We start from the raw sequence: 19,027 nt of genomic DNA, 5'->3' as shown, positions 1-19,027 counted from the left end.
CTGACGGAGCGTTAGTCGAGATACAAGGAGCTGCCGAAGGCTGCGATCTTTTGCTGTGACCCCGATATTAGCCTGAAAGCCTCAAGCCTTGAGGCCAAACACCTCAGTCAGATGCTGCTCATAGCGCACCACATCATTCTCGATGTTCGGACGCTTCATTACGTCGACGCAGAGAAAGGTCGGCAGTGCGATCATGCCCAGAAACTCGTTGGCCTTGTGGAACGGGAAGTACACCGCGTCCACGCCTTTGGCTTCGAAGAAATCCGTCGGGTCATCGAAGGCTTGCTGCGGCGCGTTCCAGGTCAGCGACAGCATGTATTGCTTGCCCTGAATCAGACCGCCACTGCCGTACTTCTGCGAAGCATCGGAACGTGTGCGACCGTCGTTAGCGTAGAGGCTGCCGTGGCCTTCGGTGAAGACTTCGTCGATGTACTTTTTCACCGTCCACGGCGCGCCCATCCACCAGCCCGGCATCTGATAAATGATCACGTCGGCCCAGAGGAATTTCGCCACTTCTTCGGCAACGTCGTAGCCCTCATCAATGAAGGTGGTCTTGACGTCGACACCGCCGCGATCGAGCACGCTCAGCGCGGTCTCGTGCAGGGTGGTGTTATAGCGGCCATCGGAGTGGGCGAATTTCTTACCGCCATTGAGCAACAGCACTTTCTTCATCGGAAAACCTCGGCGCAGCCTTCAAGGCTGGATTGAAACAGGAATTGGAATGGCGGCAGATTAACCATCGATCTCGCGCGGAAACAGCCACATCGACGCAAAATACATTTGACCAAAACGCACGAATCGATCGCCAATTGTTGCCGTAGCATTCAGCGCTTTCTGCATTCGAGGAAGTTGTGATGAGTGAACGCCAGGGTTTCATCCTGCACGCCAAGACCCGCCCGGAAAAAGCCGCAGAATTCGAAGCGCTGTTCCGTGCTTACGTCGAGCCGAGCCGCGCCGAACCGGGCTGCATCGAGTACCACATGCTGCGCGACCAGCAGGATCCGACGCTGTTTATCTTCTACGAGATCTGGGCCAGCCAGGCGCATCTGGATGAGCACTCGGCATTGCCGCACATGAAAGCGTTCTTCGCCAAACGCATGGACTATCTGGAGCGTGATTTCGATATCCGCGCGATCGACATGCTCAGCGAATCCTCGGCTAGCCGCTGATCAGCAAATGGGCGCCGAGCGCGCCCAGTCCGATAAGGAACACCCGCTTGAACAGCACCGCACTGATGCGCTGACGCAGCCACTGACCGAGCCACAAGCCAAGCATGGCCGGGATCAGCGCCAGCAGCGAGGCGCTCAATTCGCCACCGCCGAGTGCGCCGTGCCAGAACAGCCCAGCGGCCAGCGCCAGGGTCGAGACGGTGAAGGACAGGCCGAGCGCCTGCACCAGCTCATCGCGGCTCAGCCCCAGCGCTTGCAGGTACGGCACCGCTGGAATCACGAAGACGCCGGTGGCGGAGGTGATGACGCCGGTGATCAGGCCACACAGCGGGCCGAGCCACGATTCATGCCCGGATTTGACGCGTAGCGTGGGCAAGAACAATCCGCTCAATGCATACAGCAACAGCGCCGCGCCAAGTCCGCGCACCACCCAATGGCCGCCGGACAGGCCGATCCACAGGGTGCCGATGCCGGTGCCGAGGAAGATCATCAGCAGCATCGGCCAGAGGCGTTTGATCAAGCTTTTCAGGTGGCCGCCGAAGGCCAGTTGCCAGAGGTTGGTCAGGGTCGCCGGAATGATCAACAGCGCGGCTGCCTGCGCCGGCACCATAGCCAGACCGAGCAGGCCCATCGCGACTGTGGGCAGGCCGAGGCCGATCACGCCTTTGACCGTACCGGCGAGGAGGAAGGTGACGATGACCAGAACGGACAGGGTCAGGCCGAGGGTTTGGTAGAAGTCGGTCAGTGTGTGCATTGGGGTAATGTGCACTGATCCGGGCTGGGGGAAAATCTGCCATATACTGAGGCAGCCTCTTCCTGTGCAAGAGGCTGACATCGGCGTTGAGGCATCTGGCCTCTTCGCGAGCAGGCTCGCTCCCACACGGGATCTGCGCTGTACATGAGTCCCTGTGGAAGCGAGCCTGCTCGCGAAAGGGCCAGCCCAGCCACCGCAAAACCACAGGCAAACCCATGCACTTCGACCTCACCGACCTGCGCCTCTACCTGCACATTCTCGACACCGGCAACATCACTGCCGGCGCCGCCCGCAGCCACTTGTCCCTCGCCGCCGCCAGTGCCCGAATCCGCGCGATGGAAGCCTCGCTGGGCGCTGAATTCCTCGAGCGCGGCCGCCGTGGCGTCACCCCGACGCCTGCCGGCAAAGCCCTCGCCCGCCATGCGCGCATCCTTTTGCAACAGGCCGATCGCATGCAGCAGGATCTGGCCGATTACGCACAGGGCGTGAAAGGTCAGGTGCGGCTGTTGTGCAACACCACGGCGATCACCGAGTACCTGCCGGAAGTGCTCGCGGATTTCCTGCGCAGCCATCCCAACCTCGATATCGATCTACAGGAGCTGCCCAGCGCGCGGATTACCCATGCCTTGCGCGAAGGCGCAGCGGACTTGGGCATCGTCTCCGACGCGGTCGACACCAACGGCTTACAGACTCAAGCGTTTCGCGACGATCCGCTGGTGCTGATTCTGCCGCTCGATCACCCGTTGTATGACGCCGCCGAGGTCAGTTTCAGCGACGCGTTGCAGCACGACTTTGTCGGATTGAGCGCCGACAGCGCACTGGCGATCTATCTGGAAGAACAGGCGCTGCACAGCGGCGCACGAATGCAGGTGCGCATTCGCGCCGATGGCTTTGATGGAGCAATGCGCATGGTCGCCCGAGGTGCCGGCCTGACCATCGTGCCGTTGGCCGCTGTCGAACGCGCGAAGGTCGAATGCTTCAAATGTGTGGCGCTCAATGAACCGTGGGCGCGTCGCAGGTTATTGCTCTGCGCGAGAGACTTCGCCGCGCTGCCGGGTTATGCCCAGGCATTGTTACAAGCGCTCATCGCTGCGCGTTTCTGAGCACTCCGATGTCGACCCCAGACAACTGAGCGACAACCGGGCGCTATAGGGTGCGACTTCAATTCTCAAGTCCACTTGCCCGGAGTCCCCATGACCGCGACCGCCCCTATCACCGTTCTGCGCGACACTCACCCGCTGCCGGTACTCGACGCCTGCAAGTGGGAAAAACTCGAAGGCGACCCGCACACCGTCAACCTCAACGCCTACACCAGCGAAGACGGCAGCAAGATCATGGGCACCTGGATCTGCACACCGGGCAAGTGGCGCGTCGATTATGTGAAGTGGGAGTACTGCCATTTCCAGGAAGGCTACTGCGTGATCACCCCGGACGGCATGGCGCCGATCCACCTGCGCGCCGGCGATATCTTCGTGGTTGAGCCGGGCATGAAGGGCACGTGGGAAGTGGTCGAGACCGTGCGCAAATATTTCGTCTTCGCCTGATGCAAAAAAGCCGGGAAATCACCCGACGTGATTTCCCGGCAAATGTCCCGGCGTTGCTAAAACCTGTGGCGAGGGGATTTATCCCCGCTCGACTGCGCAGCAGTCGCAACCCCTGAGCACGCGGTTCACCTGACACAATCCAGAGGGCTGCTGCGCAACCCAACGGGGATGAATCCCCTCGCCACAAGGACCGATCGCGATTACTGCGGCTTGCGATAGCTGTTGATGATCGCCGAGAAGTCTTTCCCACCATCACCGCGCTGGCTCATCGCCTGATACAACTGCTGCGCCACCGCGCCGAGCACCACCGGCTGGTGCGCCTGCCGCGCCGCTTCCGTCGCCAGACCGAGATCCTTGAGCATCAGTTCCGCGCCGAAACCACCGGTATAACCGCGCGAGGCCGGCGCCGTTTCGACGATGCCCGGCCACGGGTTGTACATCTCCGAACTCCAGCAGCGGCCGGTCGAGCTGTTGATGATTCCGGCCAACACACCGGTGTCGATCCCCAGCGCATCGCCCAACGCCATCGCCTCACTGACGCCGACCATCGAAATCGCCAGCAGCAGGTTGTTGCAGATCTTGGCGATCTGGCCGGTGCCGACTTCACCGCAATGGACGATGTTGCGGCCCATCTGCGCCAGCACCGGTTGCAGGGTGGCGAACAGTTCCGGGGTGGCGCCGACCATGAAGGTCAGCGTGCCGGCGGTCGCGCCGCCAGTGCCGCCGGAGACCGGCGCATCGGCCATGGCCACGCCTTGTTTGACGGCGGCCGCTGCGACGTCGCGGGCGGTCTGCGGATCGATGGTGCTGCAATCCACCGCCGGCACGCCTTGGCGAATGCCGGCGAGCACGCCCTCCTCACCCAGCCAGACGCTGCGCACGTGCACAGCCGCCGGGAGCATGGTGATCACCAGTTCGGCATCTTCCGCCGCCTCGCGGGCCGAAGCGCGGATGGTGCCGCCCAGTTGCTCGAGTTCCGCCAGCACGGTTTTGTTCAGGTCGACCAGGTTCAACGAGTGGCCAGCCTTGATCAGGTTGCGCGCCATCGGCGCGCCCATGTTGCCCAGCCCGATAAATGCGATTTTCATGATCGAATCCTCAGCGCAGGTTGATGGTGGTGTTTACGCCGTCGTTGACGCTGTCGTCGTCGAACCAGCGCGCCGTGACCGTTTTGGTCTGCGTGTAGAACTGCACCACTTGCTTGCCGTACGGGCCGAGGTCGCCGAGTTTCGAACCGCGCGAGCCGGTGAAGCTGAAGAACGGTACCGGTACCGGAATCGGGATGTTGATGCCGACCTGCCCGACGTCGATTTCAGTCTGGAACTTGCGCGCCGCCGCACCGCTCTGGGTGAACAGGCCGGTGCCGTTGCCGAACGGATTGGCGTTGACCAGCGCGATCGCCTGATCGAGGGTGTCGACTTCCAGCACCACCAGCACCGGGCCGAAGATTTCCTGGGTGTAGATCTGCATGTCGGTGGTCACCCCGGAGAACAGGGTCGGGCCGACAAAATTGCCTTGTTCATAACCCGGCACGCTGATGTCACGACCATCGAGCTCAAGCTTGGCGCCTTCCTTGATGCCGCTTTCGATCAGTTCGAGGATCCGCGCCTTGGCCTTTTTCGAAATCACCGGGCCGACATCGGTGCCCGGCTCGCTGCCGGCATTGACCTTGAGTTTCTGCGCCAGCGCTTTCAGATCCGGCAGCCATTGTTTCGCCGCGCCCACCAGCACTACCACCGAAGTGGCCATGCAGCGTTGCCCGGCGGCACCGAAACCGGCACCGACCAAGGCATTCAGCGCTTGCTCGCGATTGGCATCCGGCAGCACCACAGCGTGGTTTTTTGCGCCCATCATCGACTGCACGCGTTTGCCGTGTTTGCCGGCCAGGTCATAAACGTGGGTGCCGACAGCGGTCGAACCGACGAAAGACACGGCTTTGATGTCTTTGTGCGTGCACAGACCATCGACCACATCCTTGCCGCCGTGAACCACGTTGAGCACGCCAGCAGGGACGCCCGCTTCGATCGCCAGCTCCACCAGCAACATGGTCGACAGCGGATCCTGTTCCGAAGGCTTGAGCACGAAGGTGTTACCGCAGGCGATCGCCATAGGGAACATCCATAGCGGAATCATCGCCGGGAAGTTGAACGGCGTGATGCCAGCGCAGACGCCGATCGGCTGGCGCAGGGTGTAAGTGTCGACGCCGCCGGCGACGTTTTCGGCGAACTCGCCCATTTGCAGGGTGCCGATCGAGCACGCGTGCTCGACCACTTCCAGGCCTCGGAAAATATCGCCCTCGGCGTCAGCAATGGTCTTGCCTTGCTCGGCGCTGAGGACCACGGCGATGCGCTTGGAGTGCTCGCGGATCAGCGCTTGCAGCTTGAGCATGATGCGCATCCGCGCGCCGATCGGGGTCAGTTTCCAGGTCTGGAACGCTCGCTGCGCGGCGCTGACAGCGGCGTCGACCTCAGCGGCGGTGGCGAACGGAACCTTGGCCAGCACTTGCTGGGTGGCCGGGTTGACGATGTCGTGCCACTCGGTGGTCTGCGACTCGACCCACTCGCCGTCGATCAGCAGTTTGACCTTTTGCAGCGTGGTGTCATTGGGCGTAAGCGATGCGTTCATGCTGGTCTCCAGAACTTGTTTTTATCGTAGGAGCCAAGGCGAAAGGTTCGCCTTGAGATGAGGCGTGTGTCACGAATTGGTTGTCGGACTGTTTTTGGAGTATAGATGTGCAAACTTCTAATAAGAACGCACATATAAGCCCGACCATCATGCAAAAAAACATCACCTCGCTAGGCTCGCTGAACTGGGACGACCTGAAGTTTTTCCTTGAAGTCGCCCGCACCCGCAAGGCCAGCACCGCCGCCAAACGCCTGGCTGTCGACTACACCACGGTGTCGCGACGGATCAGCTCGCTGGAAGCGGCGCTGGGCACATTGCTGTTCGAAAAATCCCGCACCAGCGGTTTCGTCCTGACCACTGAAGGCCAGCGCTTGCTCGGTTATGCCGAGTCGATCGAAAGCACGTTGCACATGGCCTGCGAGCAAGTCTCGGGCTCGGGCGTTGCCCTGTCCGGGCACGTGCGCATGGGCTGCACCGAAGGCTTCGGCAGTTTCTTCATCACCCCGCAGTTGAGCCACTTCGTCGACGCCTACCCGGCAATCTCGGTGGACATCCTGCCGCTGCCGCACTTCATCAGCCTGTCCAAGCGCGAGGCCGACATCGTCATCGCCCTCGAGCGGCCGGAGCACGGGCCGTACGTCTGCTGCAAACTCTGCGACTACCGTTTGCAGCTGTACGCAACCCAGGACTATCTGGACAAACACCCACCGATCCGCCGCCCGGCCGACTTGAGCAAGCATCAATTCATCAGTTATGTGGACGACCTGGCGTTCAGCTCGGAGCTGCTCTACCTCGCCAACGTGCTGCCCGGCGCCAGCGCAAACTTGCGCAGCACCAGCGTGATCGCGCAATACGTCGCCGCGCAGCAGGGGCGCTCGCTGGCGATCCTGCCGTGCTTCCTCGCCGCGCAGGATCCACGATTGTTGCCGGTGTTGCCGGAGGAAATCGACATCACCCGGCAGTTCTGGATGTACTGCCGGGAGGATTTGCGCAAGTTGAAGCGGATTACCTTGTTGTGGGATTACATTCGCGAGGTGACTGAGCGTAATCAGGCGCTGTTGATGGGGGAAACGCGGGAGATGCGCTTTGCCGATTAGTCGGCGCTGACCACAATCGACACCCGGCGATTTTCCGTGCGCCCCGCTGCGGTGTCGTTGGAAGCCACCGGTTCGCTGCTGCCCAGGCCTTGCAGCTGGATGTTTTCCGGCTTCATGCCGACCGTGCCGAGGACGTTGGCAACGCTCTTGGCCCGACGCAGCGACAGTTGCTGATTGTAGGTTTCCTTGCCCGACGCATCGGTGTGGCCATCGACGCGCACCCGCTCGATCCCCACGCCGAGCAGCGCCTTGCCGATGCGTTCGACGATTTCCGTGCTGGCTGCGTTCAGGCTTTCAACATCGCTACCAAACAGCACTTTGCCCGACAGGCCGAACTCCCAACCGTCGTCGGTCAACTCGAAACCCTGCTGTTTGAGCACGGCAACCTGCGCCGGCGTCAGGCCCTTTTGCGGGGCGGTCTGGCAACCGCTCAGGGTCAGCGCGGTGATCAGCAGCAATGCGGAAAACAGTCGAAAGGGAAGTGTGAACACGGGCATCAGCTCCTGGTGTGAACGGAATCGACCGGGCGCTCCGACCCGGCGGTGAATTGCGCGCCGCGCGACAGGCGCTTGGCCTGATACATCGCCGCGTCGGCTGCATTGAGCAAGGCACCCGGCGTGGCGCCATGATCGGGGTAAACGGCGATGCCGATACTCAGCGAGGTCACTACACTGCTGTCGCCGGGCAGGGTGATCGGCATGTCCATGCTGGCGAGAATCTTGTCTGCGATGTGCTCAGCGTCTTCGACCGTGTGCAGCGGCGCGAGCAGCACGGCGAACTCGTCGCCGCCCAGCCGCGCGACCAGATCATCCTCGCGCAATTGCGCTCGCACGCGATTGGCGATGGCCACCAGCACTGCGTCGCCCGAGGCGTGGCCGAAGTTATCGTTGATGCCTTTGAAGCGGTCGCTGTCGAGAAACAGCACGGCGACCCGCTCATCGTGTTTTTTGCCGTTGCGCAAGGCGCGCATCAAGCGGCCTTCGAAAAACGCGCGGTTGGGCAAACCGGTGAGGCTGTCGTGGGTCGCTTGATGGGCGAGGGTTTCGTTTTCGTTCTGCAGGTGGGTTTGCCAGGACTCGAGTTCGCCGAGCAAGGCATTGAAGTCGTTGCCCAGATTGTCCAGTTCGGCGATTTGCGCCGGCGGCACGCGCCGATCCAGCGCTCGTTCGCTACGAGCGGCGTGGGCGACGGCGGCGAGGCTGTGCAACGGGCCGATGATCGCGCGCAACTGCCGCCGCGCCAGATAGAGCGCGACCCAGGCGCTGATCGCGGTGCACAGCACAATCCCGGCCAGGCCGCTGAGCAGGAAGCGCATCAGGCTGCCGCCGTGGCCGATGAGCAGGACGCGACCGATTTCGCGGTCCTGATGTTCGATCGGCAGGCTGACCGGTTTTTCCAGAATGGCGCGGGTGATCTGCATTTCCAGCTCGGAGAACAAACCGGTCTCAGCGCGCTGCCATTGCGCGATCAATTGGCCCTGCGCGTCCAGCACTCGGGCGTCTGCCACTTCCTCCGTGGAAGCGATGATCGCCAGCGCCTCGGTTGCCGCCGCTTTGTCATTGAACACGACGGCTGCTTCGACGGTGTAGCTGATCGAACGGGCGATCAAATGCAGGTTGTGGTCGGCATACACCCGCAGCGCCAGCACGCCCAGCAAGGTCAGCGAAACACTGGCCATCGCCACCGCCACCAGCGCGACAATCAAATGTCCACGGCCGATGACCGAGCCAAGAGTGGGGCGAGCCTTCCAACTGAACAGCTTCATGGCGCTGCCGCTTTGCGACGGGACAACTGCAACACGCTGGGGTGTATGCGCACACCACTGCGAGCCACGGAGTCGAGATTGACCTCGAACGACACTTGCTCATCGCCAACGCGCAGGCAGAACAGACTGCCGACGGTGCATTGATCGTCCGCTTCGCTGATGCTCAGCACCGGGTGCCCGATCAACGATGCAAACAGACGACTGCGTTCATCGGCGGTGAGCTTGCCGATGTACACCGCATCGCATTCGCTGACGATGCCCGGGTTGTCCGCCAGCAGACGCCGCACAGCCACCGGCCGACCCGTGGCTTGGGTGGTGCCTTTGACCAGGTCATCGGTGTATTCGGTGGGGCCGACGATGCACAGGCGCAACTGCGCCGGTTCCACCGGCCAGCGTGCATAGCTGAGAATGCCAAGCACCACTTGCGTGACCGCTTTGGCCCGTTGCTCGGCCGGCCCGGTTTGCGCTTGGGCGATGGCGCTGCCCGTGAACAACCAGAGCAAAACGATCAGCAATGCGTGCTGGCAGGCCACCACACGCTGTGTCGCCCAGACGGCCACCTTCATGGAGGGATTCTCTTGGAGCGTAACGAAATGATGCCGCAACGATAGCACAGCGCCAGAACACCAGCGAGGCGCCTGCCTCTGACCGGTTGGTCAGTATTCGTTGTCGGTCATTCAGCACTTCATCCCTGAGACTCGGCGCCCTCCTCCAGTTCCAGCATCAGCCCGCTCAGACGCTTGACCTTGCGCTGCACCGCTTCCTCAAACACGCCGGCACACGGCTCGATCAAGGTGAACCAGTGTCGGGCGCGAGTGATTCCGGTGTAGATCAGTTCTTTGGTCAGCACGGGGTTCAACGCATCCGGCAGGATCAGCGCCGTGTGGGCGAACTCCGAACCCTGGGATTTGTGCACCGTCATGGCGTACACGGTTTCGACATCATTGAGCCGACTCGGCAACACGAAGCGCACGCCGCCCTGACCATCGTTACGCGGGAAGGCCACGCGCAGAACCGTTTTGCCGATCTCTGCGCCTTCACGCTCGGGCAGTTTCAGGGCAATGCCGATGTCGCCGTTCATCAGGCCCAGACCATAGTCATTACGAGTCATCAGCACGGGCCGACCTTCATACCACTGCTGATCGCTCTCGATCAGACGCGCCTTGAGCAACGCAGCGGTGATGCGCTGGTTCAGACCTTCAACGCCCCACGGCCCTTTGCGCACCGCGCACAGCAACTGGAATGTGTCGAACGCCTGCAAGACTTCGCGCGCCCAATCTATCCAGTCCGAATGCTCAAGGGGCCGCGTTGACGGTGGACGCTGATCGCGCAGTACGCTCAGGTAGTGGCGGTAACCTTGCGGGCCGTTGCCGTGACCTTCGAGCAACAGGCGTTCGAGCTTGTGATCGTGCTCGCCTTTGAGCGGCAGCGAATACACGTCGTCGTAGCTGCCGGCCGCGAGCAACCGTCGCGCTTCATCGGCCAATTGCTGATTGACCCGGCGCGCGAGCTGACCGATGCCGCTGCCCTCGCCGAAGCGGCGCGAGTGACGCAGCATCACCATTTGTTGCGCCAACGGATGGGTGCCGTCGCAGTCTTCATGCAAACCGCTACCCTGCAACGACTCGCCACTGACAGACTCCAGCCATTGCCGCGTCTGCGGGCTGTACCAACCGCCCTCGGCGTCACGGCACAGATCGCCCAGCACCGCACCGGCCTCGACCGAGGCCAGTTGATCCTTGTCGCCCAGCAGTACCAGCCGCGCATGGGCCGGCATGGCGTCGAGCAAGTTCGCCATCATTTCCAGGTCGATCATCGACGCTTCATCGACCACCAGCACATCAAGCGGCAGGCGGTTGCCGGCATGGTGACGGAAATGCCGGGTGCCCGGTCGACTGCCGAGCAGACGGTGCACGGTGGTCACATCGCTGGGGATCGCCGCGCGCACCGCTTCGGCGACTTGAAGTGATTGCACTTGCTGACTGATCGACTCGGTCAAACGCGCAGCCGCCTTGCCGGTCGGGGCGGCCAGACGAATGCGCAGCGGATGGCCAGCCTCGACGGCCGGTGCCTGCAACAATGCGAGCAAGCGCACCACCGTGGTGGTTTTGCCGGTGCCCGGGCCGCCAGTGATGATACTGAAGGCGCTGCGCGTAGCGAGAGCACAGGCGAGTTTCTGCCAATCGATGACAGCTGCGGATTCCGCGCCGCCGAACAATTCGTTCAGACGCTGCGGCAAATCATCCGGCGTCGGCTCCTGCTGCATCAAGCGTTGGCGCAACGCTGCATCGATGCGGCGTTCGTAGGTCCAGTAGCGGCGCAGGTACAGGCGTTTCGAGGACAGCACCAACGGACGTGTCTGCGCTGGTTCACTGGCATCAGCGGCCAGCGCGACCAGCGAGCTGCTTGCCAGCACTTTGCACCAATGGGCTCCATCGAGCGTTTCGAGCAATTGCGAGGGCAGCAACAACACACCGCCCTGCACATCGCCTTCGGGCGGCAATGACAGTGCAAAATCCGGTGCCTTGAGTGTTTCAAACAGGTCCAGACACACATGACCATGGCCGAGTTGGTGACTGGTCAGCGCCGCAGCCAGCAGCACCAACGGGTCGGTCTCGGGCTCGAGTTCATGCAGGAAAGCGACAAAGGCGCGGTCCAGCGCGCGCAGCCAGCCGCGCTCGACCCAACGGCTCAGCAACAACAGCAAATCATCGGCGCGGGTCAGCGGCGAGAGTTTCGACAGGCTGTCCGCTTCCAGCGGCGTCGGCAGCAGATCGGCGAATGTGCGGCTCATAGCAGGACTCCCTGTTCCCAGGCGGGTTCGGACTTGGGTTCGGGTTTGCCCTGGAACATCCGGTCGAGGCGTTCGATCAATTCCCGTGGCGGACGCACGAAGTACACGCCGCGACTATCCGCACGCGTACCGCGTAGAAACAGATACAGCGCCCCGCCGATGTGACGGTCGTAATCGTAATCCGCCAGCCGCGCCTTCAACTGGCGATGCAGTGCCAGCAGATACAGCACGTATTGCAGGTCGTAACGGTTGTCGAGGATCGACTGTTCCATTGCCTGCAAGGTGTAGGCCTGATCATCCACGCCGAGCCAATTGGATTTGTAATCGGCAACGTAATAGCGGCCAGCGTGCTCGAAGGTCAGGTCGATAAAGCCCTTGAACATGCCGTTGAGTTGCACCGGTTCTGCCGCAACACGAGCGACGCCATTGTGGGTGTGCTGGCGCACCTGTTCATCGAGCTTGAGCACGTCGACTTTGTGGCTGGCGAACCAGAACTCCATCTCGACGCGGTATTGCTTCAACTGCTCAAGAACCACCGGCGGTTGCCCGCCCGCGATCGGCAACGGCGACTTGAGCAAATGCTGCAGCCAGTCAGTCAGCGTGGTAATCCAGCCTTGCCAGCCGCGCAGGTTGCAACGCCGGGCAATCGCATCTTCCAGCGCTGCGCGGGTAACCGAAAAACCTTCAGCACCCGCCCATTCGAGCAAGCCATGCAAAAACGTGCCGGGATTCGGTCCGCGAGGAAAACGGTGGATATCGGCGCCACCGCTGATGATTTCGCGGGGTGCGTCGGGATCGAGGCGCTCGTCGTCGAAGAGCTTTTGCGCCTGCGGACTGTCCGGTGCTTCATCGCTGCCAACGCTCAATACGTCGCTGATGCGCAAAGCGCTATAGGAAGCGATCCACCAGTTTTCACTGGCTTTGCGCTTGGGCCGTAGCGTCGCTCGCAGCACTGCTTCATTGCGCGGCGGCTGGTAATGCTCATCAGTGGGCTGAGGCATTTCGCCGATGCCAATCGCCGCGCAGTCTTGCTGCAGATCGCGCAGCCAGCGATTCAATTCGCTGGACTCGCCCAAAGCGGCACCGCCCCCCAGCAAATAACCCAGCGCCGACAGGTGCAACACCGAGCTGTTGTTATTGCCGCGCTTGAGATCGGTGACGCCCAGCCAGCAGGCATGCTGCGCGCGCGTTAATGCGACATACAGAAGACGCAGATCTTCGGCCAGACGCTCATCGTCAGCCAGAGCGATCAACTCGGGGGTCGGCTTGAGGCTGATCTGCGCTTTGCCCGCAGCGTCGTGGTAATGCAGCGGCAAGCGGCTGCCATCCACCGGTTTCGCCGAGCAAATGAATGGCAGGAATACCAGCGGATATTCCAGCCCCTTGGATTTGTGGATGGTCACCACTTTGACCAGTTGCTCGTCGCTTTCCAGACGCAGAATCTGCTCTTCACCGGCCTGACCGGACAGTGCCAGCAGCTCGGCCAGATGGCGGATCAATGCTTGCTCGCCGTCCAGTTCAGCGGCGGCTTGCTGCATCAGTTCCGAGAGGTGCAAAAGGTTGGTCAGCACGCGCTCGCCGTCACTGCGCTGCATCAAGGTCTGCGGCAAATGGAAATCGTGAAGCAGGCGGCGCAACATCGGTAACACGCCTTGTTTGCGCCAGAGCTCGCGATAGCCGCGGAACTGCATGACCCGGGCTTCCCAGACCATTTCATCCTGGTTCAGGCGCTCCAGCTCGATCAGCGGCAGGTTAAGGGTGGTGCAGGCCAGCGCAGCCTTGAGCGAGCGTTCGACATCGGGTTCGGCGCAAGCCTTTAGCCACGCCAGCAGGTCGTGCGCCTCTTGCGCGGCGAACACCGAATCCTTGTCTGACAGATAAACACTGCGCACCCCTCTGGCGGCGAGTTCGGCGCGTACGGCCTGGGCTTCCTTACCGTCGCGGACGAGGATCGCAATATCCGAAGGACGCAGACCTCTGAAGTCATCTGCCTGAACGAAACCAGCGCTACCGGTTTGCCCGCCATTGAGCAGTGCGGTGATTGCACTGGCGCAGGCGGCGGCCATTTGCTGACGATAAACCGCGCCAGAAAGCGGCTGATCGCTGGGCAATAGCCAGACATTCAGTGCCGCGAAGTCTTGCCCGACAATCCGCAGCGTTTCCTTGCGTCCCTGAGACTCGACCGGGAGGAACGGCACCGGGTTTTCGCCGGTTTTCTCGCGAAACAAAAACGCGCCGCGTCCCTGCTCTCGGGACTCGGCGCGTTCGAATACGTGATTGACCGCTGTCACCATACCGTGGCTGGAGCGGAAGTTGGTGCCGAGCGTATGCAAGCGGCCGGTGGTGGCCTGACGTGCGCGCAGGTAGGTGTAAATGTCGGCACCGCGAAAGGCGTAGATCGCCTGCTTGGGGTCGCCGATCAGGAACAGGCCGGTGTCAGGGTGATTGTCTTCGATGCGGTAGATGCTTTCGAAGATCCGGTACTGCACCGGATCGGTGTCCTGGAATTCGTCGATCAGCGCGACAGGGAACTGCTCGCGGATCAGTGTCGCCAAGCGCTCGCCGCCCTCTGATTGAAGCGCGGCATCCAGACGCAGCAGCATGTCGTCGAAACCCATTTCTGCGCGACGGCGCTTCTCTTCTTCAAAGCGTGCACCGACCCACTTGGCGGCGTGTTGCAGAACAGCGGCATCGGGTGTCGGCAATGCGTCGAGGCTCGACTTGAGTGCGGACATGGCGTCCAGCCCCGGATGACTCGGGGCCTGGCCTTTCCAGGCTTCGGCCATGCCATCGGGTGTCAGACGAGTGAAGCCGGTGCCAATGTCCAGTTGCTCAAGCGCCTCGTCTTCGGCCCAGGTCTTGAGTTTCTCGAACCAGGGTTCGAAATAACGCGCCTGCATTTTGCGGCCATCGACGGTTTTGCTGGCGACGCCTTCATGGCAGAGAGCAAGCAGCTCGTCTGCCCAGTCACGCCAAGGCATTTTCAGTTCGACCAACGCCGCTCGCCGCTCCAGCAAACACTCCTCGATCAGCTCCGCAGGCGCCTTGCCTTCATCGGTGTCACGCTCGCTGGCAAACAAGCCGCGCACCCGAGGCAACAACAAGGCGGGGCCACCCCAATTGCTGCGCACCCAGTTCAGCGCATCGCCCTGCATCGGGTAGCAGAAGAGCCGCCAGTAATCGCGCAGCACCTCGCCGAGCAGATCGCTGTGATCGGTTTCCAGCGACTGCGTGAACAGGCTGCCGCTGTCGAACGCATGCTCACGCAGCATGCGCTGACACCAGCTGTGAATGGTCGAGACGGCGGCTTCGTCCATCCACTGCGCGGCGATATCGAGGCGGTTGGCACAGCCTGGCCATTGTTGCGGATCGAACTGATCGCGCAGCTCGGCAATCAGTCCGTCGGGGGCAGTGATTTCAACGCGGAAGAATCGCGCGGCCTCTGCCAAGCGTGTCCGAATGCGTTCACGCAACTCTTTGGTGGCAGCATCGGTAAACGTCACTACGAGGATCTGCGGCGGCAGCAGTTCGCGTGCGAAACCGCTTCTCTCGCCGCCATGACCGAGAATAAGGCGCAGATAAAGTGCCGAGATCGTAAAGGTTTTGCCGGTGCCGGCGCTTGCTTCGATCAACTGACTGCCGCGCAGCGGGAAGGCCAAAGCCAACGGTGTTTTGGTACTCATGCGCGGGCACCTTCGCTGGACAATGAACGCCATGGCGCTTCGAATACTGGGCGGTACAAGGCGTCGCACCAGCCGGTGAAGGTTTCGTCTGCCAACAGTGCATCGAAATCGGGATATTGCCGGAGCAGTGCCGGGCTTTCACGCCGCTCGCCGTTGCTGGTCTGGCCGTCACCGTCATAGGCTTTTCGCGCAGCGGCTTCGGCTTTGACCGGGTCAGTTTGAGACAACCAGGCGAACGCGGTTTTTATCGCAATCGGCAAGGGTTGGCGCATGCCTGATTGCCAGGCAAGAAGCAGGTCACCGAGCAAACGCAACGCTCGGTCTCGCTCCATTGGCTCCAGCAACAACGTGTCGTCACTGGCGACCAATGCCGTGGTCAGCGCATGCTCGCTGGCGCAGGCGACCAGATGGGTAACCCACGATTTGGTCAGCCGATGCCACTTGCGAGTTTTGATCGAGCCGATGCTGTTGGGAATGGTCGTGACCGACAGCAGACCGCCATCGGCGCGTTGATGCAGGTTTGCGAGCCAGCCCTCCAGCCGCGAACCCTGCAGGTCGAGACTGACCGGGATCGCACTGGTCAATGGCGTCGGCCATAACGTCAGCAACTGTTGATAACGCTGCAGAAGATCCGGTAGCGGTCCGATCAGTTCATGCTGTAGGCATTCGCCAAAACCGGCCATAGGCAGCAGACCACTGTTTTGCAGGCGCAGCGCCCGGGCTTGCAGCGCCTGATCGATATTGTCCGGCTGGCTGAGTGCGGCTTCCAGCAAGCTGTCGCTGAGCGTGTAGCGCTGCAGCGCGTCCAGCACAAAAGGTTCTTCATCGGCCAGCGGTGCTTGCGCGGCCTCGAAATACACCTTCAGGCGTTGAGTGAAAAAATGCCGAACCGGGTTCCGCAGAAAGTCCTGCAGCAATGCCAGCGTCAGCGGTTCCTCTTGAACATATGGCGCGAGTAAGGGTGCTTCACTTAGCTGCGCTTTCTCTTGATGCAACACCTGCCACTCGCTGGCGTAGCTGAACAGTTGCTCGCCTTCGTGGAAATAGCGGGCGCTGAAAGGTTGCAGGGGATGTTCTTCGGTCAGCGCGTCTAACAGATCCTGGCTTGGGTCGATTGAACGCCAGCCGCTGGCGAGGTGATCGCGCAACTGGCCGATGAGCACCGAGGCAGGTCGTTCGCTGTTGTCGCGAATGCTGCGACCGACCCAACTGATATAGAGCTGAGTGCGTGCGGATAACAGCGCTTCGAGTAACAGGTAACGATCGTCTTCACGTCGTGAGCGATCCCCAGGTCGGTAATCGCTGCCCATCAGATCGAAGTCCAGCGGCGGCTGCGCGCGCGGATAATCGCCGTCGTTCATGCCCAGCAGACATACCAGCTTGAAAGGAATGGCACGCATCGGCATCAAGGTGCAGAAATTCACCGCACCGGCGAGGAATCGTTGCGACAAACGGCCCTGATCCAGCCCGGCGAGCCAGGCTTCGCGCACGACAGTCAGCGGCAGTTCGTCAGTCAGCCCGACCGCCTCGCAGGTCTCGAGCCAGGTTTCGCGAAGCTCCTCCAACTGGGTCAGCAGGTAGTCGTCGTGCTCGTTGCTCGCCTGAAAGAACACCTGCATCAGCGCCTGCAAACGCAGCCCCCACTCTTTCGGTTGAGCCGGTTGCGTGAGTTGCCGATGAGCGATTTCCAGGGCATCCAGCAGAGCCACCAGTGGACCGATCAGGGCAGCATCAAGCCCACCAATTTCGTCGTAAGGCTCGATACCTGCACATGCGTCGGCACTGCCGACGGCGTAGCCCAGCAGCATTCGGCGCAGGCCGAAATGCCAGCTGTTCTGCTCCAGTTCCTCCGGCAAACCGAGACCGGCCCGTTGCTCGGCACTCATGCCCCAACGCACGCCGGCGCCTTCGATCCAGCGATGCAAAGTTGGCAGGTCGCGCTCCTCTACGCCAAAGCGAGCACGCAGAGCCGGGACATCGAGCAGGTCGAGGATCTCACTGACCGGGAAACGGCTGTCCGGGAGTTTGAGCAGGTGCTCGACTGCGATTAGTAATGGATCACGTCCTCGCTGGCCCTGGTCCGCCAAAGTGAACGGAATGAAGCGCGGGTCAAATCGATCGAGCTGACCGAAAACCGCGCGGATATGCGGCGCATAGCTGTCGATATCAGGGACCATCACGATCACGTCCCGTGGGCGTAGAGCCGGGTCAGCGCTGAAGCGCGCCAGGAGTTGATCGTGCAGGATTTCGACTTCGCGCTGGGCACTGTGGGCGATGTGAAACCGGATCGATTGGTCCTGCGTCAGGTCGACAGCGGGCCAGAGCTCACGAGTCTCGTTGAGGGGGCGCAATTCGAGGATGTCGTCCTGCAGCTGGTTAAGCATGTTGTGGGGCTGGGCTTCGCTGAACAGGTCGATGCGTCCGTCACGAAAGGCTGCGCGGTAGCTGTTGGGATCGTCGTAGCTATCGAGCAGGTTGATATAGTCGCGACCTTGCTTGCCCCAAGCGGCCAGCAACGGATGTGCGTGCTGATGCAGGGTCTCGGCATCAAGTACAACTGGCATCCCGCTTTTACGTTGTTGGCGCTTGTATTGATGTCGCAGCAGATCCTTGTCGGCGACGATATCGGCCCAGTGATGGCGACAGGGGTTGTGTACGCAAAGCAGAACCTGACTGAAGCGCGCCAGACCGGCGAGCGCTTCAAGTACCTGCGCGGGTAGCGAAGAAATACCAAAAACAATCACACGCGGTGGCAGTGAAGCCGGAGCCTCATCAAGGGTGTTGATGCGCTCCATGAAACGTTGATGGACGCCGGCACGACTCTGCGCCATGCCTTGTTCGCCGACGTCATCCAGCAGCGCTCGCCACAACTCGGCCTGCCAGCAACTGGTCGGTGGCAGAGGTTTGATTTCACCTCGCACATTGCGCAGTTGGTGGCGGCCTTCCGCCCAATCTTCCAGCCAGTCGGCCCGGTAGACCTGATATTGGTCAAACAGGTCGGCCAGACGCTCTGACAATTGATAGCGCTTGCGCAGATCGCTGTCGTGGGTGAGGAAGCGTTGCAGCGGCTCGAAATGGGCGCGGTCGATTACCTGTGGCAAGAGACGCATCAGGCGCCAGGTCAGCGGGGCTTTGTCGAGCAGGGATTTAGCCGGAATTTCTTCTCGTCCCAATACCATGCGATAGAGCTGCCACATGAAACTGCCGGGTAGTTGCACGTCAATCGCCGCAGCGATTCCGCAACCGCCAAGGTCGTCGTCTTCGGGATCCTCAGCCAATGCCAGTTTGAGCCATTGGGCGATGCCGTTGCTTTGTACCAAAGCGATTTCGTTCTCCAAGGGTGCGAGTGGATAGCGCCGCATGATGCTGACCACAAGGCTGCGCAGCTCATCGAGACTGTTACTCTGAACCACCATGAATGCAGCGTTGAGGGACTGGGCGTCCGACATATGGATTCCTTGGAAAATCGCTAAAGCCGAGGCAGAACCTTAGCATTGTCGGCCGGCTGTGACAGCCGGACGAGGTCTGCGAAGGCTGTAAGAACTTTCTCGCAGGCAAAACAAAACCCCAACTGCTTTCGCAATTGGGGTTTCGGA

The 19,027-nt window shown here is 61.4% G+C and carries 14 protein-coding genes; 4 read left to right on the top strand and 10 right to left on the bottom strand.

Annotated features, from left to right (window positions below; genetic code table 11):
- Positions 1-81: 81 nt before the first annotated feature.
- Positions 82-672 (bottom strand): NAD(P)H-dependent oxidoreductase, encoded by a 591-nt coding sequence (locus D8U82_RS19810; protein WP_130902811.1) that lies wholly within the window; start codon positions 670-672, stop codon positions 82-84.
- Between the two features lie 182 nt (positions 673-854).
- Between D8U82_RS19810 and D8U82_RS19805 the strand changes: the two genes are divergently transcribed.
- Positions 855-1,169 carry a putative quinol monooxygenase gene (locus tag D8U82_RS19805; protein ID WP_130902810.1) on the top strand — a complete coding sequence of 105 codons (315 nt, stop codon included), beginning with the start codon at positions 855-857 and terminating at the stop codon, positions 1,167-1,169.
- On the opposite strand, the gene D8U82_RS19800 is transcribed toward D8U82_RS19805, so the two are convergent.
- Complete coding sequence (locus D8U82_RS19800) at positions 1,159-1,923, bottom strand: sulfite exporter TauE/SafE family protein (protein ID WP_130902809.1); 765 nt, start codon at positions 1,921-1,923, stop codon at positions 1,159-1,161. The two genes, D8U82_RS19805 and D8U82_RS19800, sit on opposite strands and share 11 nt — an antisense overlap.
- A 215-nt stretch (positions 1,924-2,138) precedes the next feature.
- Here D8U82_RS19800 and D8U82_RS19795 point away from each other — a divergent pair, with 215 nt between their 5' ends.
- Positions 2,139-3,026: a LysR substrate-binding domain-containing protein gene (locus D8U82_RS19795; protein ID WP_130902808.1), complete on the top strand. Its 888-nt coding sequence runs from the start codon at positions 2,139-2,141 to the stop codon at positions 3,024-3,026.
- A gap of 90 nt (positions 3,027-3,116) precedes the next feature.
- Positions 3,117-3,467: a cupin domain-containing protein gene (locus D8U82_RS19790; RefSeq protein WP_016770579.1), complete on the top strand. Its 351-nt coding sequence runs from the start codon at positions 3,117-3,119 to the stop codon at positions 3,465-3,467.
- Between the two features lie 200 nt (positions 3,468-3,667).
- Here D8U82_RS19790 and mmsB read toward each other — a convergent pair whose 3' ends face one another.
- Both mmsB and D8U82_RS19780 read right to left on the bottom strand, forming a co-directional pair.
- Complete coding sequence (mmsB, locus tag D8U82_RS19785) at positions 3,668-4,555, bottom strand: 3-hydroxyisobutyrate dehydrogenase (RefSeq protein ID WP_130902807.1); 888 nt, start codon at positions 4,553-4,555, stop codon at positions 3,668-3,670.
- A gap of 10 nt (positions 4,556-4,565) precedes the next feature.
- A complete protein-coding gene (locus tag D8U82_RS19780; protein WP_024011486.1) occupies positions 4,566-6,092 on the bottom strand; it encodes a CoA-acylating methylmalonate-semialdehyde dehydrogenase in 1,527 nt (508 codons plus the stop codon).
- A 149-nt stretch (positions 6,093-6,241) separates the two neighbouring features.
- Between D8U82_RS19780 and D8U82_RS19775 the strand changes: the two genes are divergently transcribed.
- A complete protein-coding gene (locus tag D8U82_RS19775) occupies positions 6,242-7,189 on the top strand; it encodes a LysR family transcriptional regulator (RefSeq protein ID WP_016771799.1) in 948 nt (315 codons plus the stop codon).
- Here the strand turns inward: D8U82_RS19775 and D8U82_RS19770 are convergent.
- The 6 genes from D8U82_RS19770 to recC all read right to left on the bottom strand — a co-directional run bounded on the left by D8U82_RS19770 (position 7,186) and on the right by recC (position 18,880).
- Positions 7,186-7,686 carry an OmpA family protein gene (locus D8U82_RS19770; RefSeq protein WP_016771800.1) on the bottom strand — a complete coding sequence of 167 codons (501 nt, stop codon included), beginning with the start codon at positions 7,684-7,686 and terminating at the stop codon, positions 7,186-7,188. The two genes, D8U82_RS19775 and D8U82_RS19770, sit on opposite strands and share 4 nt — an antisense overlap.
- Positions 7,686-8,954: a diguanylate cyclase gene (locus tag D8U82_RS19765; RefSeq protein WP_110603516.1), complete on the bottom strand. Its 1,269-nt coding sequence runs from the start codon at positions 8,952-8,954 to the stop codon at positions 7,686-7,688. Before D8U82_RS19765 ends, D8U82_RS19770 begins: the two co-directional genes overlap by 1 nt.
- Positions 8,951-9,520 carry a YfiR family protein gene (locus D8U82_RS19760; RefSeq protein ID WP_024011482.1) on the bottom strand — a complete coding sequence of 190 codons (570 nt, stop codon included), beginning with the start codon at positions 9,518-9,520 and terminating at the stop codon, positions 8,951-8,953. The genes D8U82_RS19765 and D8U82_RS19760 overlap by 4 nt, the downstream gene beginning before the upstream one ends.
- A 119-nt stretch (positions 9,521-9,639) precedes the next feature.
- On the bottom strand, positions 9,640-11,748 hold the full coding sequence (gene recD, locus D8U82_RS19755; RefSeq protein WP_130902806.1) for an exodeoxyribonuclease V subunit alpha: 2,109 nt from the start codon (positions 11,746-11,748) through the stop codon (positions 9,640-9,642).
- Positions 11,745-15,431 (bottom strand): exodeoxyribonuclease V subunit beta, encoded by a 3,687-nt coding sequence (gene recB, locus D8U82_RS19750; RefSeq protein ID WP_130902805.1) that lies wholly within the window; start codon positions 15,429-15,431, stop codon positions 11,745-11,747. The genes recD and recB overlap by 4 nt, the downstream gene beginning before the upstream one ends.
- Positions 15,428-18,880 (bottom strand): exodeoxyribonuclease V subunit gamma, encoded by a 3,453-nt coding sequence (gene recC, locus D8U82_RS19745; RefSeq protein WP_130902804.1) that lies wholly within the window; start codon positions 18,878-18,880, stop codon positions 15,428-15,430. The genes recB and recC overlap by 4 nt, the downstream gene beginning before the upstream one ends.
- Positions 18,881-19,027 lie beyond the last annotated feature (147 nt).

It is taken from the genome of Pseudomonas sp. Sample_23, assembly GCF_004307595.1.
Classification (GTDB): Bacteria; Pseudomonadota; Gammaproteobacteria; order Pseudomonadales; family Pseudomonadaceae; genus Aquipseudomonas; species Aquipseudomonas atacamensis.
The sequence above is the reverse complement of the archived record's forward strand: the minus strand, read 5'-3'. Positions and strand labels throughout refer to the sequence as shown.